Here is a 23,048-nt window from a genome sequence, read left to right on the forward strand (position 1 = left end):
AGGGTCTTCGTTTAGTAACCAGTATATATAATTAAAAAATTACTCTCGCCATGACAAAACCCAAAATATGGATCGGGCTATTTTGCAGTCTAACGTTTTCTTTTCCAACCTTTGCACAATATGCGTCCGATGCTTTTAGATATTCAGAAATTAATCAAACAGGAAGTGCCCGTTTCCAGGGGCTTGGGGGAAATCATACGGCTTTGGGGGGCGATCCAAGTTCAATAAGCGGAAATCCTGCCGGGCTTGGTTTTTATTCAAGGTCTGAGGTTAGCCTTAGCCCGTCAATAACTAATTTCGGAACAAAGACGAGTTATATTGATAACACTACATCGGATAGTAAATCTAACTTTAATCTTGCGCAGGCATCATTAGTCATCACCAGTCAGCCAAGTTTTCAAAGAAAATGGAAAAGATCATCACTTGGAATTTCTTACTCACGTCAGCAGTCTTTCCAAAATAGGTTTAGCTATTCAGGATTAAATAATCGGAGCGCCTATGTTGACAAGGTGATTGACGATGCAAATAATGCAAATCTCGCGCAGTCTACACTAGCACAAGATTATTTGCCTGGGACATCGACGGAGCTGCCTCTGGCATATTCGGAAGCAGCTGCTTATTTTGGGATGCAATACATTTATCCAACCACGAGCGCAGGTCCTCCATATGCAAGAGACGACAGACAGAGGGCATCAAATCAATCAGGAATATTTGATTCGAAAGGTGGCCAGACGCAGTGGACAGTTGCATACGCCGGAAATTATGACGATAAATTGTATATCGGTGGCTCGATAGGTTTCACCAGAATTAAATATGATTATTCACATTCTTTTACCGATAGCTTCGTCAATCCTACTGTGTTTAACAGCGCATCGCAGAATGAGGAATTATCAGCTTCCGGAAATGGTATAAATGCAACTTTCGGTTTGATATATAAAGTTTCTCCCACACTTCAATTCGGTGGCGCGTTGACGTCTCCAACATTTATGGCCATTAAAGAAACATTTACCCAAAGTTTGAGAGCTGATTACATTAGAGGATCAATTCTCGATGATAATGGGAATGATGTTGGGCCGGTTGAAAATTATATTCCGGTCGCTCCAAACGATTTTGAATACTCAATTACCAGTCCGCTACGTGGTTCTGTCGGTGCCACTGTATTCCTGTCAAACAAGGGCTTTTTAACGGGTTCGCTGGAATACGTAGGTTATGGCGCGATGCGGGTAAGAACAAATTTCTATTCTGCCAGTGCAGACAACAACGCATTCAGGGATGATTACAAGGCTGAAATAAAAGATACTTACAAAGGTGCTGTGAATGCCCGGTTGGGTGGTGAATATCGCGCAGGAATTTGGAGAGGAAGATTGGGGCTGGCTTATCTGTCAGACCCATATAGATTCGCGTCGGATGATATAAACAGAGACAAATTGTTGTTTTCCTTGGGAGCTGGTGTGCGTAACAGCCGTTTCTTCGCAGATATTTCAGGCACTTACAATACATTCAAATCCGTTTATACTCCTTATGTTTTGAACAATTCTGAGGACTATGCGTCCGCGAGAATCACAAATAATACTGTTAATGTAGTTTTGTCAATAGGAACATTTTTCTAAAATAAAATGGTCATAAAAAAGCAGAGCTCAAATCGGGCTCTGCTTTTTTTTATAGCAACGGCTGAACAATCGTCGACAATTGTGTCACATCGCTGTCTCCCGAAAGCGTATAATCCGCACGGGAATAATAGGGAAGCCGTTGTTGATATTTCTGTTCAAGTTCTTTTTGAAGAGATGTTGCGCCGGATAATAACGGTCGGTCATCTTTTCCGTGATGTTGGATACGTCTGGCAAGCTCATTTGGGCTGACGTCAAGGAAGATACTAATCCCACTTTTTTTAATAAAATCCATGTTGTCAAAAAAACATGGAGCTCCGCCGCCAGTCGCTATAACCACTCGCCGATTTTCGATCGTGTTTTTTAAAACACGGCTTTCCACCTCGCGAAAATATGATTCTCCCTTCTGACTAAAAATTTCTTGAATTGTCATATTTTGATCTTTCTCGATCAGTTTATCCATATCGACAAAGCGATAATTCAGAAGCCGCGCAAGTTTTTTTCCCAAAGTAGACTTCCCCGAAGAGGGCAGCCCGATAAGAAATATGTTTTTCATCAATTAAATGCTCTTTGGGTAATATTATTTCGCCGCATCTTCTAAGACTTCCTCCGGCGTTGGCGTGTCGTTATAATGCCATTTTCCTTTTACCGTTCCTTCGTTTAAAAGCCACAGACCGGGATTAGAACGGGAAATTGTTTTTAAAACCGTTGCATCGACATAATAGTACGGTAGAGACAGCTGGTGTTGGGTCAGGAATTCTGTTATTTCGGCGCTGCTGGCCGAAGTCAGGACAATCGGCTCAACTCCTTGCTTTTTTACCGCATTAACAAGTTTCTGAATGTCAGGAAAAGCAGCCGTGTTAATATCAGTCAGGTTTTTAATGATTAGGAAAAGCTTTTTGCCTTTAAAAGCTTGTTCGGTAAAATCACCATCGTCATTCCAGACCCTGAAATCAGTAATTGTTGGTTTTGCGTCTTCATTCATCACAATCATATCCTTGAAAACCATGGTCGTATCCGTTGGATATTGCTCGAATTCTAACTCTTTACCGCCTTTGGTAAAAACATATTTGTAACGCAAAGGTTCGGAAGGTTTCATCTGAGCGGGAATATTGGCGCCGACACGGTATGCCAAAAGATCAAATATTGGTAAATGTCTTAATGAATAAACAGCAATTCCTAAAGAAGCGAAGGTTGAAAGCGCAACGATAAAACCGGTTGGCTGAGACTTGAATATTTTTCGATTATAAATAATGAATACGATCAGAATCAGCAGAAATACATCCTTTCCAAAAGAAGTCCACGGAGTCAGTTTTATTGCTGCACCAAAACATCCGCAATCGGTCACCTTATTGAAGTATGCTGAATAAAATGTCAGGAACGTGAAAAATACGATGATTAATAATAATAGCCATGAAATTGTCTTTGGCTTATATCCAACGAGCAACGCGATTCCTAATACAACCTCTGCCGCGCAGAGAAATACGGAAAAGTAAAGCGCAAACGGTATGAGTGCTTCAAAAAAATGTTGAAAAGCAGAAAAATCTGTTGCAAAAACTTCAAAATATTCTTCGAGTTTGTATTGAGTCCCGACAGGATCGTTTAGTTTTATTAATCCTGAGAAGATAAATAACAGACCAACAATACCTCTGGAAATGTGCGCAAGAATTTTCATGTAGACAATTTTGTTAGGCAACCGTATTATTAATTAGTTTGAAGGCCGTTCGATTTGATGAGGCAGAAAACAGAATAATTTATAATATCCTGATACCCCGATTTGACACCTTCGGAAACAAGCGTAAATCCCTCGTTATCCTCAATTTGTTTAATTCGAAGCAATTTCATTAAAATAATATCTGTCATCGAGCTGACACGCATATCTCTCCAGGCTTCACCATAGTCATGATTTTTATCAAAAAGCAGCTGTCGCACAATGCCAACCTGGTTGTTGTAAAGCCGTGTAAGTTCATCGGCATTGATATCACTTTTGTCGGAGCCAAGTTCAATCTGAATCAGGGCCATAACGCAATAATTGATAATTCCGACAAATTCTCCGGAGATATCATCATTTACTTTCTGAACACCTTTTTCCTGGATCGTCCGGATCCGCTGGGCCTTGATAAAAATTTGATCCGTTATAGAAGGAATGCGCAAAATACGCCATGAAGTTCCGTAATCTTTATTTTTTTTTGTAAAAAGATCTTGGCAATACTGAATGATTTCCTGATATTCCGCTTCGGTCGATTTCACGCGTACTTAAAATGTTTGGCTTAATTAAATCTTTAAAACGTAAAGCAATAATATCTTACGGCGCCGCTAACATCAGGCGAAAATCCTTGTATAAATTATTTGTGGACTACTTGACCGTCTGTCATTAAACTAGAAAAACACGCTTTTTATTCTAATATCATTGCTTTAATATGGCGCAAGTTAGTAAAAAATCGATCAAAATTCGGGGACGACTACTGGATCTTTCGGTTCCAAAGGTGATGGGAATTTTGAACATTACACCAGATTCGTTCTATTCCGGAAGCAGGATGAAGTCGATGGAGGAGGTTACAGATCGTGCCGGGAAAATGCTGGAAGATGGTGCATCGATGCTTGACGTTGGTGGTTACTCCACAAGACCAGGGGCGCGGGAAGTGGGGACTGAGGAGGAGCTTGACCGTATTGTTCCGGTGATAGCGCAGTTAAATAAGTATTTTCCCGAACTTATAATTTCCGTTGATACCTTTCGTTCAAAAGTGGCACACCAGTCTGTTTTGAATGGTGCTCACATAATTAATGATGTAGCCGGAGGGAATTTGGATGGCGAAATGTTCAAGACTGTTGCTGAACTTGGCGTACCGTATATATTGATGCACATGCGCGGCACGCCGGAATCCATGAGCAAACTTACCGATTATGATCCTCTGGTGCCAACAATATTGCAGGAATTGCAGGTGAAATTGGTTCGTTTACGGGACATGGGTGTTTCAGACGTCATCGTTGATCCGGGATTTGGTTTTGCTAAAACAATCCCTCAGAATTTTTCATTGATGAAAAATCTGTCTGAATTTCATAAGCTGGGTTGTCCGCTGCTTGTAGGAATATCTCGGAAAGGTATGATTTATAACACTTTGCATATCACTGCGGCGGAAGCTTTGAACGGTACGACGATTTTGAATACGATTTCTTTACAGCATGGAGCGTCAATTTTGCGTGTTCATGATGTGAAACCTGCGGTTGAAGCTGTAAAACTGTGGATGACTACTATTGGTATGAATGAAAAAGTGGTAATTTAGTCTTGAAATAATATTAATGTTATTATGCGTGTTGGTTTTTTGAATGTTAACTGGACTGATATTCTGGATGTTTTTTTGGTATCGATACTTCTTTATCAGGTTTACTTTCTTGTTCGCGGCAGTATAGCAAGCAGAGTATTTTTGGGATATCTATTTGTCTACGTCTTTTATCTTGTCGTTAAAGGACTAGGGCTAGGGTTGCTCACAGCAATTCTTCAATATTTCATGGGCGTTGGGGCGGTTGCGCTTATTGTGATTTTTCAACAGGAGATTCGCCGCTTTCTGCTCATTATAGGGAAATCTACCATATATACGAATAACGACTTTCTGAAAAAAATCCTTGGAAATACAGTACTTGATCTTAAAAACAAGAATCTTAGAGAAATAATAGATGCCAGCAAGACCATCGCATCAAATTTCAATGGTGCATTGATTGTTTTGAATAAGCGTGACGACTTGGGGAAATTCATTGAAACGGGTGAATTATTGGACGCAAGAGTTTCCAAGCCTTTGATAGTTTCCCTTTTCAACCAATATAGTGAATTGCACGATGGAGCAGTTGTCATCGTTGACGGACGCTTAAAAGCTGCGCGTTGTGTGTTGCCCGTCGCTGATGGAGTAGATGTTCCATCTTCACTCGGATTTCGTCACCGTGCTGCTATGGGAATGAGTGAAGCGACTGATGCTGTGGTGATTGTGATATCTGAACAAACCGGTAAAATATCAATTGCCGTGGAGGGTGAATTGTTAAGCAATATTCCTGTCGCAGAACTGGAAACACGAATCGCAGAGTATTTATCTTCGGATGTTCAGCGACTGGTTAAATAGAAACCATGCTTTTGTTTAAATTATTTGCAACTTAAGTTGCGTTTTTAATATCGTATGACTATTTTTGCAGACCGATTCTAAGAATTGAAAAATATCATCATTATACAATGGCAAATCATAAATCAGCATTAAAAAGAATTCGTGCCAACGAAACGAAACGCTTGCGTAATCGTTACCAACACAAAACTACTCGTTCATACGTAAAAAAACTACGTGAAACGACTGACAAAACTGTTGCAATAGAAGTTTTCAAAACTGTTTCTTCTATGTTGGACCGTTTGGCTAAGAAAAACATTATCCATAAGAAAAAAGCGTCTAACCAAAAATCGAAATTGGCTAAGTTAGTTAATTCGTTAGCGGTAGCAGCATAAGCGGCTTTTTTACTAAGATATTTGCCCTGATAGTTTACTATCAGGGTTTTCTGTTTTATCTGCCATGTGAAACGAAATGAATGAAAATATCTTGAGATAAATTTGAGTTAAAAGTTGAAAGGTCGGTTAAGACCAAAAAATGGAACTTGCCAGCGAGTAAATTTTGTGTATTAAATCTTTTATACTCTATATTGCAATCTGTTAAAAGAAACCTTGTGGCACCTGAAAACAGGCTCACAAGGTTTCTTTTAATAATAACCAGTTTATGTTTTATTAAAATTCAATTATCTAAAACTTTCTTTTTCTATGAAAAAAGTCGCATTATTTGCCGGTTTGGTAGCTATGGGAGCAATTCCTGCGGTTGCTCAATCGCCTATTAATTTTAACGCGAGAGGCCTTGTGGTTGTTTCTGATGCTGATATGTCAGCCTCTGCGGTAGTTGATGGGAAGCTATTAAGAGACAACACAGCAAAAGATCTTTTAACATCAATTAAATTTCCTATTGAGAGGAGCAAGTCAGTGGGGACAGCCTTGGTTTCAAACTCAGCGCTGGGATCGGGAAAAACAATGGCAGTTCCAACGACAGGAGGGCTCGCCTATGTCTTAGAAAGTCGTTTGCGTCCGGATGACGGCGTTGCAGAATACAAAGATGCAGCTTTGGAGTTTCCGGCAGGAGAGAAACTTTTTGTGGTAGATATCACAAATTTGGCGGCGCCCAAAGCGAAGTTCGGATTTCCGGTAGGGAAATATCCTACTGCAATCGACATTAACAAAAATGAGCTGATCATTTCCACACGTCAGGCGGGAAAAGATTTGGTATTTATTGAATCCGCGCCAGATGGAAAGCCTGCAAGGTTTTTAAATTTACCTTCTGGCATTGATTCGACAAATAAAATTGTTGACGTTACATGGCACCCATCTGGTGACTTTATTGCTTTTACGCTTGGAACAACCCACGAGGTAGGGCTGTACAAAGTTATACGTGAAGCCGGAAAATTGAAAAACGTTGAGATGGTTGGCAAACCAGTCGTGGTTGGAACAGAACCTGGTTTTGGCAAGTTTTCACCAGATGGAAAACATTACTTCGTTGTTGACTCCAAAGGCGCAGCTGGTAAAGGTACCGGCGAAGGTGAATTATTTGTCGTCGATTTCTCGATGGACGGTGCAGTGGAACACAAAATTGCAAGTAAAACTGCCATTGGCGTAAATACGGGTTCTTTCGCAATCAGCCCTGACGGTACTTCTCTGGTAACTGTGAATGCTGCTAAGAGTGGCAGTCCCTGGTCACAAGCAGGTGCTGCAACAGGAGCTTCGTTAAGTCTATATAAATTGGCTGCGGATGGAGCTTTGACAAAAGTTTCTGACTACCCATTCGAAGGTGTGTATCCTCAAAGCGTTGCATTTGACAAAGACGGATCTAACCTTGCTGTATCTGTTTACGAATATCTTGATTACGGCAATGGAACAGGTGGCGTTGAGTTCTGGGCAGTCACCAAAGGTGACGCGCCAGCGTTGAAAAAACAAGGAGCCAAAGTAAGCGTTGGAAAAGGCGCGCATACTTTACGCGTTATCCCTTAATCGAAAACTAAAAATATTTAGGTAGAGGCCGGTGTTCCATCGGCCTCTTTTGTTTGGGAAGTTGATAGAAACTCAGGATATCGTAGCTTCCTGTCATAGATTATCCCTCTAAATTTCGTAATTTTGCACTTTCATTCATAAAAATCAATTTTAAGATGATTACGGTTCAGAACGTATCCTTGCGGTACGGCAAAAGGGTGTTGTTTGATGAAGTAAATATAAAGTTTGTACCTGGAAACTGTTACGGTATAATAGGGGCGAATGGAGCAGGTAAATCAACATTTTTGAAAATTCTTTCAGGCGAAATCGAAGCTCAGACAGGTTTGATCAGCATGAATCCCGGAGAACGGATGACTTTCCTGAAACAGGATCAGTTTGAGTTCGACGCATATACGGCCATGGATACGGTGATTTTGGGACACGAACGTCTTTACAAAATCATGAAGGAGCGTGAGGCGATTTATGAAAAGGAAGATTTTACGGACGCTGACGGAGAAAAAGCAGCAGATCTGGAAGCAGAATTTGCTGATTTGAATGGTTGGGAAGCTGAAACCGAAGCTGCACAATTACTGAGCGGTTTGGGGATAGGAGAAGAGGCGCACAATATCTTAATGGGCGACTTGAATGTGAACCTAAAAGTTCGTGTTCTTTTGGCACAAGCACTTTTTGGAAATCCGGACGTACTTTTGCTGGATGAACCTACGAACAACCTTGACGTTGAAATGGTGTTGTGGCTGGAAAACTTCCTTGCCGATTTCAAAAATACAGTGATTGTTGTTTCTCACGACAGGCACTTCCTGGATGAGGTTTGTACGCATATTGTCGATATCGATTTCAGTAAGGTGCAAATGTTCTCGGGTAACTATTCATTCTGGTACGAATCCAGCCAGTTGGCGATGAAACAACGCCAGGATCAGAATAAGAAATCTGATGACAAGCGTAAAGAACTTGAAGAATTTATTCGTCGTTTTAGCGCAAATGCATCTAAATCTAAACAAGCAACTTCTCGCCAGAAATTGCTGGAAAAGATTACAATTGAAGACATTAAGCCGTCATCACGTAAATATCCTTACATCGCTTTCAAGTCAGAGCGTGAAGTTGGAGATCAGATTCTAGCTATTGATGGTTTGTCTAAAAAGACTGAGGATGGAATCACTTTGTTTAACAATATGAGTTTCAGCGTTAACAAAGGAGATAAAATTGCCTTTGTAAGTCGTAACACGTTGGCGATTAGTGCGTTTTTTGACATTTTAAATGGTGAACAAAAAGCAGACAGAGGAACTTTCAACTGGGGCGTTACGATCACCAAGTCATATTTCACGAAGGATCCAACGTCATTTTTCGATGTAGATTTGAATTTGGTGGATTGGCTTCGTCAATACTCTGAAGAAAAAGACGAGAGCTTTATTCGCGGTTTCTTAGGTCGTATGCTTTTCTCGGGAGAAGAATCGCTTAAAAAAGCAAAGGTACTTTCAGGAGGGGAAAAAGTGCGTTGTATGCTTTCTCGCACAATGCTTTCAGGCTCCAATGCCCTGATCATGGATGACCCGACCAACCACCTTGACCTTGAATCAATCACAGCATTGAACAATGGATTGATTGATTTCTCCGGGTGCCTGTTGTTCTATTCTCATGATCACCAGTTCGTACATACCATCGCAAATCGCATCATCGAAATCGGACCAAAAGGTATTTTGGATAAACTGATGTCTTATGATGATTTCCTTAAAGACGAAACTGTTAAAGCACAGCGGAACGCGTTGTACTAATAATATCTAAGTATATAAAAATAGCGGTCATCAAATTTTTGATGGCCGCTATTTTTTATATAACAGTTTACTGATTACTCTTTTGTAAAGCCGTATTGCTTCAAAACTTCCTCAGGAGGGCCAGACCACATGTTGGGCGTATTACCAACATAACCGATATCATCGATACCAATTTTGGTCGTGTAAAATCCGGATGCTGTAAGATTTCTCATCAAATTGAAAAATGCAACACCTTGACTGTAAATAGGTTTAGCATTTTCAGGATAAGCAATATCATCTACAATTTGAATTCTTTGTGCCGGCGTCAGAAGCGTAAAAGTTTTTTGAAAGCGTTTACTTGACTCACGGTCCAGCCACTTCAAACCACCGCGCATCGGTACCTGATGTTGCGGCATATCCTTCACGATAAATTCAATGAAGGCAGGAACTCCTGCATCGGATGCGCTTCCGGATTTGGAATCAGCCGGAATAATGATGTCTGCCAAAACCTTAATTGTCGCTAATTCTGATACTGTGAAGAATTTCTCCTTCATCAACTGAGCATCTCGAATCGCTTCTTCTTTCTGACGTCCCCCCGGAATTTTGAGAGGAGTTTCTGGCGGCAATTGACTTTCAATCTCCCGCGCTTCCGCAAGGGCTTCCTGTGGGTTCATCGCCGCAAATCCCAGGGAGCTCAGTGTTAATGCTTTTAATGAATCTCTACGTTTCATTTTTCTATAATTTAAATCACGACGAAGTGACTATTATATATTCTTTTGTTTGATCTGTTCAATGATGTGGTCAGACGCTCTCCATGACAATGCAAGAATCGTCCATGTTGGATTTTTATCCGCCTGAGATACAAATGATCCACCATCGACAACGTATACATTTTTAGCATCATGCGCTTGCGAAAACTTATTCAAGGCAGAAGATTTTTTATCGTCTCCCATACGAACTGTTCCCACTTCATGGATAATACGGCCAGGAGCAGCAATACCATAATTAGTATCGGCACCTGGTTTCTTGCCCAGTGCGACACCTCCCAGAGCGTGAATCATTTCTTCAAATGTCTCATGCATGTGTTTTGCCTGCTTGATTTCGTAATCTGTCCAGTTGTAATTGAAACGCAAAACAGGAATACCATATTTGTCAACGACATTCGGGTCGATCTCACAATAATTATTTACGTTAGGAACTGCTTCCCCACGTCCGGCCATTCCCACATAAGCACCATAGAAGCGACGATAATCTTCTTTTAGTGAAGCTCCATAACCTCCGGCCTGTTTGGTAGTTCCGTTGGCCGTTGGATATTTACCATTTAATCCCTCAATTCCTGAACCGAAACCATAACTTGGCATACCCATACCTCCACCGTATTCGATGTGATATCCACGAGGAAAATCTAGTTTTTTATTGTCAAGCCACCAGGGCGTGTACACGTGCATACCACCTACGCCATCTTCATTGTAACGCTTGCGATCCATCAAATTTGGAAGAAACGCGCTTCGTGACGCACCCGTTGAATCGTGAAGATATTTGCCAACAACACCGCTTGAATTAGCAAGTCCAGCTTCGTGACGGCTTGATTTAGAGTTCAAAAGCAAACGGGCGGATTCACCAGCACTTGCCGCCAGAACAACGACTTTTGCTTTGATCGTATGTTCGGTAAGTTTTTCGCGATCAACGTAAGAAACGCCTGTTGCCAATCCTGAATTCGGATCAGTTAAAATTTCACGAGCCATCGCATTGTTGATCAACGTAACATTACCGGTTTTTACTGCCGGGATAACCAACACTGAAGATGAAGAAAAATCTGCATATGCCTGGCAAGAACGACTACATTGGCTGCAATAAAAGCAAACACCACGTTGATCGTTAATCGGTTTTGTCAGGATCGAAAGACGCGATGGGATAACCGGAATATTGGCTGCTTTCCCTGCTTTCTTTAAAAAATGCTCGTGCAAACGTGGTGGAGGCGGTGGAAGGAATATCCCATCCGGCTCATTGTGAATATTTTCAACCGTACCAAAAACACCGATCAGTTTATCAACCTGGTCATAGTATGGTTTTACATCATCATAGCCGATAGGCCAATCGTCACCAAGTCCGTCGATGCTGTGTCTTTTAAAGTCATTTGGCCCAAAACGCAGAGAAATTCTTCCCCAGTGATTGGTCCGTCCACCCAGCATACGGGAGCGAAACCAGTCAAATTTTGTACCATTTTTATGTGTATATGGTTCTCCCTCGAGTTCCCAACCTCCCCATGCAGCATCAAAATCTCCAAAAGGACGGGTAGTACTTGCACCGCGACGAGGAGATTCCCAAGGCCATTTTAATTGGGTAATGTATTTAGGATCAGCCGGATCAAAATATCCACCAGCTTCCAGGAGTGCCACTTTTGCACCTGCTTTTGCAAGCTGATAAGCAGCCATCCCGCCTCCTGCTCCTGATCCAATTATGCAGACATCAAAAACAGCAGGTTGTTCTTTAATTTGGAACATAGTAAAGGATTGATTTAGAAAATACTATTTATTCAATAAATATAAACACGTAAACTGTAACAGTAGCCGATCCGAATACTTTTCAAACTAATTTAAAAACAATCTAAATGAGGGAAGTTCCTGACTGCCGCCACTCAATAGGAAGTTTTGAAAAATCGATTTAGCAAACTGTTATGAAAACGAGATAAATGAGATATTTGGAAATATTTACTTAACATAAAAATGCACCTCTCAATTAAGGATTATAAACGTTTTACTTACCTTTATAGTCTAAAAAAAGAGCATTACATTTTGGCTATTATTGGTAAGGATATAGATCTGGCGAAGGAATTTCTTCAAAATAATCAGTTAGTTGCAATTCCCACTGAAACGGTATACGGGCTGGCTGGAAATGCACTCGATGAAAAAGCAGTTTTATCCATTTTTGAGACAAAAAACAGACCTTCATTTGACCCGCTGATTGTTCACACGGACTCGCTGGATAAGCTTCGCAGATATGTAACAGAAATACCTGAAGAGGCACAGCAATTAGCCGAGAAATTTTGGCCCGGGCCGTTAACGCTATTGCTTCCTAAAAAAGACATTATTCCTGATCTTGTTACCTCCGGCTTGGACACAGTGGCTGTAAGAATCCCTAATCACTCATTGACGCTGCGTTTACTTGCTACACTGGATTTCCCATTGGCCGCGCCCAGCGCGAATCCTTTTGGATATATTAGCCCGACCACAGCGCAACACGTTAATCAGCAACTAGGTGAAAAGATTTCTTATATTCTTGATGGTGGAGAATGTGGGATTGGGATAGAATCCACTATTATCGGGTTTGTTGACCAAGTTCCAACGGTTTATAGAATGGGTGGTCTGGCGATTGAGGATATTGAAAATGTGATTGGCAAAGTAGTTCTGATGTCCCATTCTTCATCAAATCCGAAAGCTCCGGGAATGTTAAAAAGTCATTACGCACCGAGAAAACCTTTCTTCCTGAAAGATAGAAATGAGATGTCCGAGATGTCTGACGATACTTCGGCATATCTTTTGTTTGATCGTTTTATCGAAGAAATCGATAAAAAAAACCAACGTTTGTTAAGTCCATCGGGAGATTTAAAGGAGGCAGCACGCAATTTATTCGCTTTCCTCAGAGAGCTCGATGCCCAGCCAGTCGACCACATTTTCGCAGAATTTGTACCAGACCGCAATCTTGGAAAAGCCATAAATGATCGTCTGAAAAGGGCGGCCGCGATTGACTGATTTGTCCTTAACTTTTGAAGAAATAGGAATGGAAATTCATTAAGAAGACCTCATCAGTCGCACGTGTAATGGCAGTATATAACCAACGAATAAATTCGCTATTGATTTGTTCCTCAGGAAGGTAGCCCTGGTCAATAAAAACTGCGCTCCACTGACCGCCCTGAGCTTTGTGGCAGGTAAGGGCATAAGCGAACTTCACCTGCAAAGCGTTCAGATAAGGGTCTTTCCTAAGCGCTTCCGAACGATCCTTTTTAGACTTAATATCCAAATAATCTTCCAAAACACTTTCATAAAGTTTTCTGTTATCTTCGGAAGATAGGGCAGGAGAAGCAGAGTGAAGCGTGTCAAGCATAATTTTCGCTTCAAATTCTGGCTGTTTGTCATAATCCGTAAGGCGCAAAACAACATCCGCGAATCGGAAGCCGTGTATTTCCTGTGTTTTTTTAATTTTAAGAAGTTCGACGAAATCACCGTTTGCAATAAATCCGGCTGGTGAATCTTCATCAAGTACCGAGTAGTTATTCCGTACAACCATTAGCCGATCGCCTGCGTCCAGCTCTTCCTCCGAAAAATTTATTTGACGCCGTATATATTCGTTATACTGAACAGCTGATTTATTGGAACGCGTTAAAATAATTGTGTTTTCCTGACCATGTTTATCAAAAGCATACCGAAGCCCTTCTTCCAGTTTTTCACCAGTCATCCGGAATGTGTCGCGGTATGATTTCGTTGTGATCTGGATATCCGGCTTTTCATTTTTTAGTTGATCGCGTAATTCTGTGGCGTTGTATAGAATGCCCGACTGTTCATCCTGGCGCATAACTTCCGTCAATTCTTCTTCAAAAACTGACATGTAAAAGTTTTTCTCAAGATAATCTTTATCCAACGCAGGACTTAGTGCCTTTCCGACCGGAGGCAGCTGAGCCATATCACCGATAAGCATCAGCTTATTTCCCGGATTTTCAAAAACAAACTCAATCAGATCGGCCAGGAGGCTGCGGTTGCCATAATCGGCCTCATCACTGATCATCGAAGCTTCATCAATGATAAAAAGTGTATTGTCGTGATAATTTTTTTGTCTCTGAAAAGCCAGGCTTCCTGAGAAGGAATCGGCAGTTTGTTTGTAAATTTTTTTATGGATCGTTAGCGCTATCTTTTCAGAATAATTAGACATTACTTTGGCGGCTCGTCCGGTCGGAGCCAGCAAAACAGATTTTAAGCCGTAATTTTTTAACACCTGGATTAAAGTGCTAACAATCGTCGTCTTTCCCGTTCCCGCATAACCTTTCAATAAAAAGCAGTCCCGATAGCGTTCCAGCCCAGTTTCCTCGATCAAAAAATCATCCGTTTTTGCAAAGAAACGAAGCTGTCCTTTGGTAGGTCTGAACGGAAATTTTTTAACAAGTCTTTGGGACGGTAACATTTGATTCGCTTCCATAATTGCGAAACTACACGATGCAAAGGGAATATCAAAGTCGACTGTCAGTAACAAAAATATACTTTGATTTTATTGGACTTTTTCTTAGCAAATTCTTATATTAGTTTTCGAGTTCATCTTTTCATCATAACCTTCAGATCTATGCAAGTATATCAAGTGCTCGCCAACAAGTCCATCGATGCTATTTTCTCAATCACAAAAGAGACAACCGTTTTCCAGGCATTGGAGCTTATGGCCGAAAAAAATATCGGTGCTGTCCTGGTTATTGAATATGGAGAACTGATCGGTATATTTTCTGAACGTGATTACGCGCGAAAAGTGATCCTGATGGGCCGGGCTTCACGCGATACACTGATCGGAGATGTAATGACGGATAAAGTAATCACGGTAGAAACGGATCAGAAAATCGAAGATTGTATGCAGATTATGTCTGATAAACATATTCGTCATTTACCGGTCAACAGAAAAGGTGAGCTGGTAGGAATTATATCTATTAACGACATCGTATCAGCCATTATCCGAGAGCAAAAGGCCCATATCAAATCACTGGAAGGTTATATCTCTGGTACTCCATACGCTTGATCAAATGTTAATGCAAGGAGTTTTACTGCCAAGCTAGCTTTGGGAGCTAGTATCGTATTGCACATAAATTATAAGCTTGTCAGATTTGAGAGGTTCTTTATATTTGTTGCAGCAATAATAATGTGAGTTGGAAGCTGGAAAACAAGCACTACAAAACTTATACGGAAACAAACTGCGGGTGCGCGTTTGTGGAATCTGTATTCAAGACGATCAAATCTTACTGGTTCGGCATAACTTTGTTGGTTCTGAAAATATATTTTGGAGCCCACCAGGTGGTGGTATGGAGTTTGGCGAGTCTGCGCCTGCAGTGGTTGCACGTGAATTTTTTGAAGAGACCGGTTTGGTAGTAGAAGTTGGCCAAATGCTTTTTGTAAATGAATTAATTCTACCACCTTTGCATGCAGTTGAAATTTTTTTTCATGTAGAAATTGTTTCTGGGTCTCTAACGAAAGGTTTTGATCCAGAGTTTTCGGCAGAAAACCAAATTCTTCAGGAGGTCAGTTATTTGACGATGAAAGAAGTAAAACAACTTCCTGAAAATCATGTGCATAATGTGTTTCAAAAATGCAAAACCCTGGAAGATCTACTTTTATTGCAGGGATACATGACCAATCAGGATTGAAAGCAAGCATATAATTAATTGAGAATCACTTAAAATCAGATTGTGGCACAAATTGAAAACCAGGCAATTGAAGTAATTCCTACGCTTTTAGTGGGGGATAATTCATTTGATGCAGATGCAATACCGTTTTGTACGTTATGCATTGAAGTGGATGAGCGACGAATACGTTTTTGTATCGTCCGGGATGAAAAGATGGAATGTATCTGGCTGGAAGATTATAATTTTGATGTCGTATTGAGTCAGGATGAAGTTTTTGAAAGGTTAAAAAAGATTTTCACAGGGCATTTGCTATGGTCTTCGAATCATTGGAAAAACGTACGGGTGTCAATTAATTCTCACGCTTTCAGTTTAATACCTACGCTCATTTTTGAAAAGGACTCAGCGCCGAGTTATCTGGAATTTGCTTTGGGCCATCCGGTTGACAAAGAGGAACGCGTGTTATATCACGAGATTCCGCTGGTTCACGCAAATAATGTTTTCAGCATTCCGAAAGTTTGGTATGATTGGATGGCGACGCACTTCGAATCGTCAGATATATCATTTTATCACTTGACAAGTCCATTAATTATTGGCGCGCTGGTAAGTCACGCCGAACACCAGGAATTGAAAATGGTATCCATTTATCTTGAAAAGGGGTATTTTACGTTAATTGTCACGGAGAGTCAGCAGCTTATTTTGTGTAACAGGTTTAAATATTCCCAACCGCAGGAGCTTGCATACATCGTACTTTTCACGCTAAACGAACTGAATTATCTTCCCGAAGAAATGAAAGTCCTGTGTTATGGCGAAGTCAATCCGACGTCAGAATCTTTCGAAGAATTAAATAAATTTTTCCCCAACATTGAAATTGGTAATGGTCCAACCACGCTGAAGTATAGCACCCATTGTGGTGATATTCCGGGCCATCGTTATTTTGGTTTGTTTAATACTTATTTAGTTTCCTCCTAATTTTATCCTCAGGTGGTAAATTTGTTATAATATGATTAGAATGAATTGTCTCGGTGTTTCATTCTAATTATTTCGGTATTATTGTTCCAAAATAGATAAGCTCTCCTGTTATTAATTACTATGAAGCGAATAGCGTTATTTCCGGGCTCTTTTGATCCTTTTACAAAAGGACATGAAGATATTATTTTGAGAGGATTAAGACTTTTTGACGAGGTTGTTGTTGGTATCGGAAACAATTCCAGCAAGCAACGCTATTTTCCTCTTGATGTAATGAAGGAATTGATCGAGAAGACGTTTGAAAAAGAGGAGAATGTCCGTGTGATTACCTACAATGACCTAACTGCAAGAATTGCGCGGGAAATCGGAGCTAAATTTTTACTTAGGGGTTTGAGAAATACAACCGATTTTGAATATGAAAACGGTATCGCCCAGGTAAACCGATTTGTCTATGAAGAAATCGAAACCGTATTTCTAATAACATCGCCTAATCTTGCCCCGATCAGTTCGAGTATAATTCGCGATCTACATCGTTACGGACAAGGGGTTGATGATTTTTTACCGTATTCGCTTTCGGAATTAAATAAGCTGCGAGAGCTGAAAAATTCCGGGTTATAATATTATTGTCAATAGCTTAAACGAGTGTTTAGCTATTGACAATATCTACTTTCCTATTACAGTTTTTTTCTCTTCCTTTGCCACGCGGCCTTTTTCCGGATCGTATTTAACGAAAATATTAATCCATATTAATCGTGCGAGACGGAACATGACAGGTATCAAAATCACGTAGGATATTACGAGTCCTGTCAACACATAATACATATCCAGATCCAGGATAAGGACAAAACCGACAAAAAACGCGACCATCAGCCCGACGGATAACGCGTAGCTGACGTACATGGATCCGATGTAAAAACCTGGCTCTCTGGTGAATGACTCCTTGCAATACTCACATTTCTCATTCAGCTTGTCGAACTTTTTAAGATTGTAAGGATTATTCGTCTGAAAGAAACGGCCAGTCTGGCATTTCGGACATGTATTGGTGAAGATGCTATATAATTTGGTGCCCTTAAACATGGAAATTGATCATAATGAAATTGAATAATTGTGCCGCATAAACGAGTTGTGCAGCACAATTATTTACTGCTCTTTCAGATTCTGGATTTTTTTCAAATGATCAACTACGTAACGGATCGAGCTGAATGAATTAATGAGGATCGACTTGGCTTCTGTTGGGGTATACCATTCGAGCTTTTCAATTTGCTCTTCTTCCTGCGGACTCATCTTTGAATCATCGAGGCAGTCGAAAAGATACCATTTTGTACGTTTCAGAATGCGGTTATTGTTCATTGTGTAAGTATGCCAGGTCGTGCAAATTTTGTCGCGGACAAGTGCTTTCACCCCAGTCTCTTCCTCAATTTCACGAATGGCTGCTGTTTTGGAGTTTTCTCCCTTATCAAGTTTACCTTTTGGCAGATCCCACTTTTTGCGGCGGTACATAAAAAGCCATTTATCACCTTTCACAACTACGCCTCCTGCTGCTTTAATGACTTTATATAACCCTTTTACTTTTTCTTCCACATCAGTCTTTTCGCGGGTTGCCATCGTAATCGAAAGCATCTGCTTCGGAATTTCTTTTTCAAGTAAGCCAATTGCCTGAATAGCCGTTGTTGCATTAGCATTCAGAAAAAGAACATGGCCTGCAAGCATATTCCTTTGAAGCTTCTCTAATCTCAGGTCAACAATGTGATCAAAATCAGAGGTTTCTGCCGCAGTTAATTGATTTGTCCGTACAATTCGGAAGGGACGGTCGTCGAAAAAAATAGTCATTTGTTGTGGGTACGGATGTCGATGAGCAAAATTAAGTAAAGAGTTTAGTTTAGACAGTGATTATTATTGATAAATTTGCAGTAATAATAAATAATAATTTCTTGGAACTCCTTATCATATTACTTTTAGTGCTCCTCAATGGTATTTTTTCCATGTCTGAGATCGCACTGGTATCATCAAGAAAATCCCGGCTTGAATCAGCGGCGCGCAACGGCGATTCAAGTGCTAAGGCTGCCCTTCATCTAGCAAATTCTCCAAACAGATTTTTGTCAACAGTTCAGATCGGTATTACATTAATTGGCCTCCTTACTGGTATGTACAGTGGTGACAACATCACCTCAGACTTTGAAAAAATAATTACAAACATTCCGATTTTGACGCCCTATGCACATACGCTTGCAGTCGGGACTGTGCTTGTTACGATTACCTATCTTTCACTTGTACTTGGTGAATTAGTTCCCAAACGCATTGGAATGGCTAATCCAGAGGCAATTTCGAAATTTATGGCTCGTCCGATGAACCTGATTTCGGTCGCGACTGCGCCATTCATTTCGCTGCTGAGTTTTTCAAGTGATTTAATTATCCGTTTGTTGAATATCAAGCAAAGCGAAAATTCAGTAACAGAGGAAGAAATAAAAAGCTTGATCCAGGAAGGCACGACTGGCGGTGTATTTGAAGAAATTGAACAGGAAATTGTGCATAACGTCTTTCAGCTTGGCGACCGGAAAATTACTTCCCTGATGACGAACCGCCAGGAAATTGTCTGGCTTGATGTGGAAGATACGGTTGAGGAAAACAAAGCAAAAGTTTTAGAATCCAGACATTCGATTTATCCGGTTTGTAGGGATACCGTGGATGATGTTGTCGGTTTAATTTACATAAAAGATCTCCTCGCAACCGATCTTGAAGTAAAACTTGCTGATTTAACAGATATTTTACGCGAGCCGGTTTATCTTCCTGAAAGTAACCGGGCATACCAGGCGTTGGAAAAATTTAAAGAGCAAAAAGTTTATTTCGGGATTATCGTTGATGAATATGGCGGAATGTTGGGCGTGGTTACGATGCACGACATTATGGACGCGTTGGTTGGAAATATTTCCGAAGAAGATGAGGAAGAGTCTGAAATTATTAAACGCGACGACGGAACTTACCTGATCGATGCGCAGCTTCCTTTCGATGATTTTATTCAATATTTTGATCTGAATATGCAGGAAGCGGATCGAAAAGAATTCATAGGTTTCAATACGCTGGGCGGATTTGTGCTTCATGTACTTGAAAATATTCCGAAAACCGGTGAGAAATTTAAATGGAAACATTTCGATTTTGAAGTGATTGACATGGATAAAAGTAGAATTGACAAATTACTGGTTACTAATAACAAGAAAGAAGATACCGACGAATAAAATGGCCGAGGAAACCCCAATATCAAGCAGAGTTGCAGAATTACTTTTAGAAGCGCAAGCGATTAAACTAAGCCCAGACAAACCATTTCAGTGGAGCTCAGGTTGGTTATCACCTATTTATTGTGACAACCGTGTGGCATTGTCTTTTCCGGATACGCGTACTTTCATCAAAAAGGCGCTGGCTGATTTGATCAGGTCAGAATATCCTGATGTTGACGCAGTTGTTGGTGTTGCAACGGGCGGAATTGCTCAGGGAGCTTTGGTCGCTGACGTCCTGGAACTTCCCTTCGCTTACGTGCGTCCCGAACCTAAGAAACACGGTATGGGAAACCAGATTGAAGGACGATTGGAAAAAGGCCAGTCTGTAATTATTGTGGAGGATCTTATTTCGACAGGCGGAAGTTCTTTAAAAGTCGTTGATGCACTCAGAAATGCAGGAATTGAAGTCGCTGGGATGGTGGCTATTTTTACCTATGGTTTTGAATTAGCTGAAAATAACTTTGAAGAAAAGGAGGTGAAGTTAAGTGTTTTAAGTAATTATGACGCGCTGATAAATGCTGCGGTAGAACTTGAATATGTCACTCAGGAGCAGGTTGAAAGTTTGAGCGCATGGCGCGTTCAACCAGATCAGTGGGGTAAATAAGATATTTTGCGATCCTGTTGAGAATGACAGAATGATGGAAAATTCCAACATTCTGTCATTCTCTCTTTGTATCAATTAATCATTTATTATATTGTAGAAAAAATTCGAACTGTTGCATGATTGATGTTTCCTATCCCTATTTTGATACTAATTTAAGTTGGCTTTCTAATAATTTCAGGTTACTCATCGAAGCGGACGACGAAACTGTTCCCGTGCGTGAGCGGCTGAAATTTATGGGACAGTATTCGTATCAGATCGAGGAATTTTTTCGGGTACGTATTCCGAATCTTCTTGCAATGGGGGAGGTAAGCAAGGATATTCGGTCAAAATTAAATGTTTATCCTGAATCACTTTTAGAACATGTATACGAAACCGTTGATAATCAGTTAAGAGAATTTAACGAAATCTTGGTATCCAGGATTTTGCCAGCCTTGAGCGACCAGGGAATTCACCTGTACTTTAAGGAGTCTTTCGCTTCGGAACATTTGCCCTTTATAAAAAAGTTTTTCATTGATAAGCTGTTTCGGTATTTGCAGCCCGTTTTCCTGGATGGGAGAAGAAATTCCAAAATCACTTTCTTTGAATCCAAAGAGCTTTACCTAGTTATCCAGCTGGTGAGACGAGAAGATCCTGATGATGACTGGTATGCCATTGTCAATATTCCGACGGAGCCTTTTGGACGATTCATTGAGTTGCCCGAGTTGGATGGAAAAAAGCATGTGGCATTTGTAGAAGATATAATCCGTGAAAATCTGCCGGTTTTATTTCCGGGATATGAGGTGATTGATTCCTATGCTTTGCGTGCAGAAAAAGAAACAGAGTTGACGATCGAGGACGAGTATCCGATGATCACCGCTCAGCGGATTTTGAGGCAGCTTGAAAAAAGGAATTTTGTGCAGCCGATGCTGTTTTTTTACGAATCCGGTATGCCGCTGTATATGAAGGAATATTTGTCTCACAGAGCCGGAATGCTCATGAACGAATTCCAGGAGCGCGGACAATATATTTACATGCAGGATTTTCTAAATTTCCCTTCATTTTCAAAAAAGCTCGATTATCCCTACCAAAGACCAATTCTGAACATTGATTTTGAAGAGCGGGAATCCGTTTTTGAATCAATTCAGCGTGCTGATCAACTTCTACATCTGCCGTATCATTCGTATGATCCTATCGTTCGGCTTTTCAACGAGGCAGCGATTGATCCTTATGTTAAAGAAATCCATGTTTCGCTTTATAAAATCAGTTCTAATTCTTTTATTCTCAATTCATTAATAAGTGCTTCGAGAAATGGAAAGCGTGTGGTAACTTATGTCGAACTAAACGCAAAACTGGACGTACATGAAAATATGCAATGGTCCCGGAAAATGCGGGATGCAGGCGTAAAGATTATTTTCAGCGTTCCGGGTTTGAAAGTTCATGCAAAGATGGCATTGATCAAACGCCGCGTACAGAAAGGGTGGGAGCGGTATGCTTATTTGGGTACAGGCGGTTTTTACAGATTAACCAGCCGGGAATTTGTGGATCATGCCCTGCTGACCAGCCACCGTGAGCTTACCAATGAACTCGAATTGTTATTTGGTTATTTGTATACGCAGGATGAACCTAAAAAATATAAATATCTTCCGTTCAACTTCTTGCAAGTCACCCAATTTACGATTCAGAAGAAACTCGTTGATTTGATCGACAGGGAAATTAAGCATTCAAACGCTGGGCTTAAAGCGTTTATCACCATTAAGTTGAACCAGATTCAGGACCATACTTTGATTGATAAGTTATATCAGGCGAGTAAGGCGGGCGTTCTGGTTCACGTTATTATAAGTGAAAGCTGCGGAGTAATTCCTGGTCTCCCCTCGATTAGTGATAACATTACGGTAAGCCGCCATGTGGATCGTTACATGGAAAACACGAGAATATTTCATTTTGGAAACCGTGGAAATGACGAGATTTTCCTTTCTTCATGCGACTGGACTTATCGCAATCTTCATCGAAGGATAGATGTCTGTTTTCCAATTCTCGACGATGTGCTCAAAGGACAGATGCGACAAGTGTTGAAAAATTATTTGAACGATAATCAGAAAGCTGTTCGTCTGGATTTATATCAAAATAATTTGAGAATTCCTTACGATCCGGCGACTCCGAAAGTTCGGGCCCAGGAAGCAAACTATCGTCTGGCCGAGAGACTTGAAAGAAATGGAGTGGTTCGTCGGGCAGAATAAATATTTTTAAAATTTTAGAATAAATTTTAGATCGAAAACGTATATTCAACATGCCGTTTTTGAATTACTGAGGCTATACTTTTTGAAAATCCCCTCCTAATTTACCAGTGTTTGACTTCTTATCGGTCCCAAATGTCCTTGAGATGTAAGAAGGTTATGACTATATTTGAAAGTATACAACTGTATCTCAATTAACAAACA

The 23,048-nt window shown here is 40.6% G+C and carries 22 protein-coding genes; 14 read left to right on the forward strand and 8 right to left on the reverse strand.

Annotated elements, in window-relative coordinates:
- Positions 1 to 50: 50 nt before the first annotated feature.
- Positions 51 to 1,610 (forward strand): OmpP1/FadL family transporter, encoded by a 1,560-nt coding sequence (locus L0657_RS09495; protein ID WP_235150348.1) that lies wholly within the window; start codon positions 51 to 53, stop codon positions 1,608 to 1,610.
- Between the two features lie 49 nt (positions 1,611 to 1,659).
- On the opposite strand, the gene L0657_RS09500 is transcribed toward L0657_RS09495, so the two are convergent.
- From L0657_RS09500 to L0657_RS09510, 3 genes are read right to left on the reverse strand one after another with little or no spacing between them, the layout of a single operon-like run.
- A complete protein-coding gene (locus L0657_RS09500) occupies positions 1,660 to 2,163 on the reverse strand; it encodes a shikimate kinase (protein WP_235150349.1) in 504 nt (167 codons plus the stop codon).
- A gap of 24 nt (positions 2,164 to 2,187) precedes the next feature.
- On the reverse strand, positions 2,188 to 3,282 hold the full coding sequence (locus L0657_RS09505) for a BT_3928 family protein (protein WP_235150350.1): 1,095 nt from the start codon (positions 3,280 to 3,282) through the stop codon (positions 2,188 to 2,190).
- A 29-nt stretch (positions 3,283 to 3,311) separates the two neighbouring features.
- Positions 3,312 to 3,857 carry a DUF1599 domain-containing protein gene (locus tag L0657_RS09510; protein WP_235150351.1) on the reverse strand — a complete coding sequence of 182 codons (546 nt, stop codon included), beginning with the start codon at positions 3,855 to 3,857 and terminating at the stop codon, positions 3,312 to 3,314.
- 170 nt (positions 3,858 to 4,027) lie between these two features.
- On the opposite strand from L0657_RS09510, the gene folP reads away from it, so the two are divergent.
- The 5 genes from folP (at position 4,028) to L0657_RS09535 (ending at position 9,437) form a co-directional block, all read left to right on the forward strand.
- Entirely contained in the window at positions 4,028 to 4,891 is an 864-nt protein-coding gene (gene folP / locus L0657_RS09515) for a dihydropteroate synthase (RefSeq protein WP_235150352.1), read from the forward strand.
- Between the two features lie 24 nt (positions 4,892 to 4,915).
- Positions 4,916 to 5,719: a diadenylate cyclase CdaA gene (gene cdaA / locus L0657_RS09520; protein WP_235150353.1), complete on the forward strand. Its 804-nt coding sequence runs from the start codon at positions 4,916 to 4,918 to the stop codon at positions 5,717 to 5,719.
- A gap of 107 nt (positions 5,720 to 5,826) precedes the next feature.
- Entirely contained in the window at positions 5,827 to 6,090 is a 264-nt protein-coding gene (gene rpsT, locus L0657_RS09525; protein ID WP_235150354.1) for a 30S ribosomal protein S20, read from the forward strand.
- A gap of 306 nt (positions 6,091 to 6,396) precedes the next feature.
- Entirely contained in the window at positions 6,397 to 7,668 is a 1,272-nt protein-coding gene (locus tag L0657_RS09530) for a lactonase family protein (protein ID WP_235150355.1), read from the forward strand.
- A gap of 155 nt (positions 7,669 to 7,823) precedes the next feature.
- On the forward strand, positions 7,824 to 9,437 hold the full coding sequence (locus tag L0657_RS09535; RefSeq protein WP_235150356.1) for an ABC-F family ATP-binding cassette domain-containing protein: 1,614 nt from the start codon (positions 7,824 to 7,826) through the stop codon (positions 9,435 to 9,437).
- Between the two features lie 74 nt (positions 9,438 to 9,511).
- Here L0657_RS09535 and L0657_RS09540 read toward each other — a convergent pair whose 3' ends face one another.
- Positions 9,512 to 10,147: a gluconate 2-dehydrogenase subunit 3 family protein gene (locus L0657_RS09540; protein ID WP_235150357.1), complete on the reverse strand. Its 636-nt coding sequence runs from the start codon at positions 10,145 to 10,147 to the stop codon at positions 9,512 to 9,514.
- A 33-nt stretch (positions 10,148 to 10,180) separates the two neighbouring features.
- Entirely contained in the window at positions 10,181 to 11,920 is a 1,740-nt protein-coding gene (locus L0657_RS09545; RefSeq protein ID WP_235150358.1) for a GMC family oxidoreductase, read from the reverse strand.
- A 291-nt stretch (positions 11,921 to 12,211) separates the two neighbouring features.
- Between L0657_RS09545 and L0657_RS09550 the strand changes: the two genes are divergently transcribed.
- Positions 12,212 to 13,168, forward strand: coding sequence for an L-threonylcarbamoyladenylate synthase (locus tag L0657_RS09550; protein ID WP_235150440.1), 957 nt, complete (start codon positions 12,212 to 12,214; stop codon positions 13,166 to 13,168).
- Positions 13,169 to 13,175: 7 nt separating this feature from the next.
- On the opposite strand, the gene L0657_RS09555 is transcribed toward L0657_RS09550, so the two are convergent.
- Positions 13,176 to 14,606 carry an ATP-dependent RecD-like DNA helicase gene (locus L0657_RS09555; RefSeq protein ID WP_235150359.1) on the reverse strand — a complete coding sequence of 477 codons (1,431 nt, stop codon included), beginning with the start codon at positions 14,604 to 14,606 and terminating at the stop codon, positions 13,176 to 13,178.
- Positions 14,607 to 14,747: 141 nt separating this feature from the next.
- Between L0657_RS09555 and L0657_RS09560 the strand changes: the two genes are divergently transcribed.
- The 4 genes from L0657_RS09560 (at position 14,748) to coaD (ending at position 17,373) form a co-directional block, all read left to right on the forward strand.
- Positions 14,748 to 15,188, forward strand: coding sequence for a CBS domain-containing protein (locus tag L0657_RS09560; RefSeq protein ID WP_235150360.1), 441 nt, complete (start codon positions 14,748 to 14,750; stop codon positions 15,186 to 15,188).
- Positions 15,189 to 15,315: 127 nt separating this feature from the next.
- The gene (locus tag L0657_RS09565; protein WP_235150361.1) at positions 15,316 to 15,810 is read left to right on the forward strand and encodes an NUDIX hydrolase; all 495 of its coding nucleotides are present in this window, start codon (positions 15,316 to 15,318) and stop codon (positions 15,808 to 15,810) included.
- Positions 15,811 to 15,852: 42 nt separating this feature from the next.
- Positions 15,853 to 16,758: a DUF3822 family protein gene (locus L0657_RS09570; RefSeq protein WP_235150362.1), complete on the forward strand. Its 906-nt coding sequence runs from the start codon at positions 15,853 to 15,855 to the stop codon at positions 16,756 to 16,758.
- Positions 16,759 to 16,878: 120 nt separating this feature from the next.
- Positions 16,879 to 17,373 carry a pantetheine-phosphate adenylyltransferase gene (gene coaD / locus L0657_RS09575; protein ID WP_090335858.1) on the forward strand — a complete coding sequence of 165 codons (495 nt, stop codon included), beginning with the start codon at positions 16,879 to 16,881 and terminating at the stop codon, positions 17,371 to 17,373.
- A 45-nt stretch (positions 17,374 to 17,418) separates the two neighbouring features.
- On the opposite strand, the gene L0657_RS09580 is transcribed toward coaD, so the two are convergent.
- Both L0657_RS09580 and L0657_RS09585 read right to left on the reverse strand, forming a co-directional pair.
- Positions 17,419 to 17,832: a DUF983 domain-containing protein gene (locus L0657_RS09580; protein WP_235150363.1), complete on the reverse strand. Its 414-nt coding sequence runs from the start codon at positions 17,830 to 17,832 to the stop codon at positions 17,419 to 17,421.
- A 63-nt stretch (positions 17,833 to 17,895) separates the two neighbouring features.
- Positions 17,896 to 18,585, reverse strand: a complete 690-nt coding sequence (locus tag L0657_RS09585) for an NUDIX hydrolase (RefSeq protein WP_235150364.1) — start codon at positions 18,583 to 18,585, stop codon at positions 17,896 to 17,898.
- Between the two features lie 101 nt (positions 18,586 to 18,686).
- Here L0657_RS09585 and L0657_RS09590 point away from each other — a divergent pair, with 101 nt between their 5' ends.
- The 3 genes from L0657_RS09590 to ppk1 all read left to right on the forward strand — a co-directional run bounded on the left by L0657_RS09590 (position 18,687) and on the right by ppk1 (position 22,847).
- Complete coding sequence (locus L0657_RS09590; RefSeq protein ID WP_255717770.1) at positions 18,687 to 19,988, forward strand: hemolysin family protein; 1,302 nt, start codon at positions 18,687 to 18,689, stop codon at positions 19,986 to 19,988.
- 1 nt (position 19,989) lies between these two features.
- Positions 19,990 to 20,631: an orotate phosphoribosyltransferase gene (gene pyrE / locus L0657_RS09595; RefSeq protein ID WP_235150366.1), complete on the forward strand. Its 642-nt coding sequence runs from the start codon at positions 19,990 to 19,992 to the stop codon at positions 20,629 to 20,631.
- Between the two features lie 116 nt (positions 20,632 to 20,747).
- Positions 20,748 to 22,847 carry a polyphosphate kinase 1 gene (gene ppk1, locus L0657_RS09600; RefSeq protein WP_235150367.1) on the forward strand — a complete coding sequence of 700 codons (2,100 nt, stop codon included), beginning with the start codon at positions 20,748 to 20,750 and terminating at the stop codon, positions 22,845 to 22,847.
- Positions 22,848 to 23,048 lie beyond the last annotated feature (201 nt).

Origin of the sequence: Dyadobacter sp. CY345 (assembly GCF_021502725.1) — a bacterium.
Lineage (GTDB): Bacteria > Bacteroidota > Bacteroidia > Cytophagales > Spirosomataceae > Dyadobacter.

Coding starts and splice junctions, on each gene's coding strand:
- L0657_RS09580 (WP_235150363.1), bottom strand. CDS start 17,832: ATGTTTAAGGGCACCAAATTATATAGCATCTTCACCAATACATGTCCG.
- L0657_RS09545 (WP_235150358.1), bottom strand. CDS start 11,920: ATGTTCCAAATTAAAGAACAACCTGCTGTTTTTGATGTCTGCATAATT.
- cdaA (WP_235150353.1), top strand. CDS start 4,916: ATGCGTGTTGGTTTTTTGAATGTTAACTGGACTGATATTCTGGATGTT.
- folP (WP_235150352.1), top strand. CDS start 4,028: ATGGCGCAAGTTAGTAAAAAATCGATCAAAATTCGGGGACGACTACTG.
- L0657_RS09500 (WP_235150349.1), bottom strand. CDS start 2,163: ATGAAAAACATATTTCTTATCGGGCTGCCCTCTTCGGGGAAGTCTACT.
- L0657_RS09560 (WP_235150360.1), top strand. CDS start 14,748: ATGCAAGTATATCAAGTGCTCGCCAACAAGTCCATCGATGCTATTTTC.
- L0657_RS09495 (WP_235150348.1), top strand. CDS start 51: ATGACAAAACCCAAAATATGGATCGGGCTATTTTGCAGTCTAACGTTT.
- L0657_RS09540 (WP_235150357.1), bottom strand. CDS start 10,147: ATGAAACGTAGAGATTCATTAAAAGCATTAACACTGAGCTCCCTGGGA.
- rpsT (WP_235150354.1), top strand. CDS start 5,827: ATGGCAAATCATAAATCAGCATTAAAAAGAATTCGTGCCAACGAAACG.
- coaD (WP_090335858.1), top strand. CDS start 16,879: ATGAAGCGAATAGCGTTATTTCCGGGCTCTTTTGATCCTTTTACAAAA.
- L0657_RS09530 (WP_235150355.1), top strand. CDS start 6,397: ATGAAAAAAGTCGCATTATTTGCCGGTTTGGTAGCTATGGGAGCAATT.
- L0657_RS09555 (WP_235150359.1), bottom strand. CDS start 14,606: ATGGAAGCGAATCAAATGTTACCGTCCCAAAGACTTGTTAAAAAATTT.
- pyrE (WP_235150366.1), top strand. CDS start 19,990: ATGGCCGAGGAAACCCCAATATCAAGCAGAGTTGCAGAATTACTTTTA.
- L0657_RS09505 (WP_235150350.1), bottom strand. CDS start 3,282: ATGAAAATTCTTGCGCACATTTCCAGAGGTATTGTTGGTCTGTTATTT.
- ppk1 (WP_235150367.1), top strand. CDS start 20,748: ATGATTGATGTTTCCTATCCCTATTTTGATACTAATTTAAGTTGGCTT.
- L0657_RS09585 (WP_235150364.1), bottom strand. CDS start 18,585: ATGACTATTTTTTTCGACGACCGTCCCTTCCGAATTGTACGGACAAAT.
- L0657_RS09535 (WP_235150356.1), top strand. CDS start 7,824: ATGATTACGGTTCAGAACGTATCCTTGCGGTACGGCAAAAGGGTGTTG.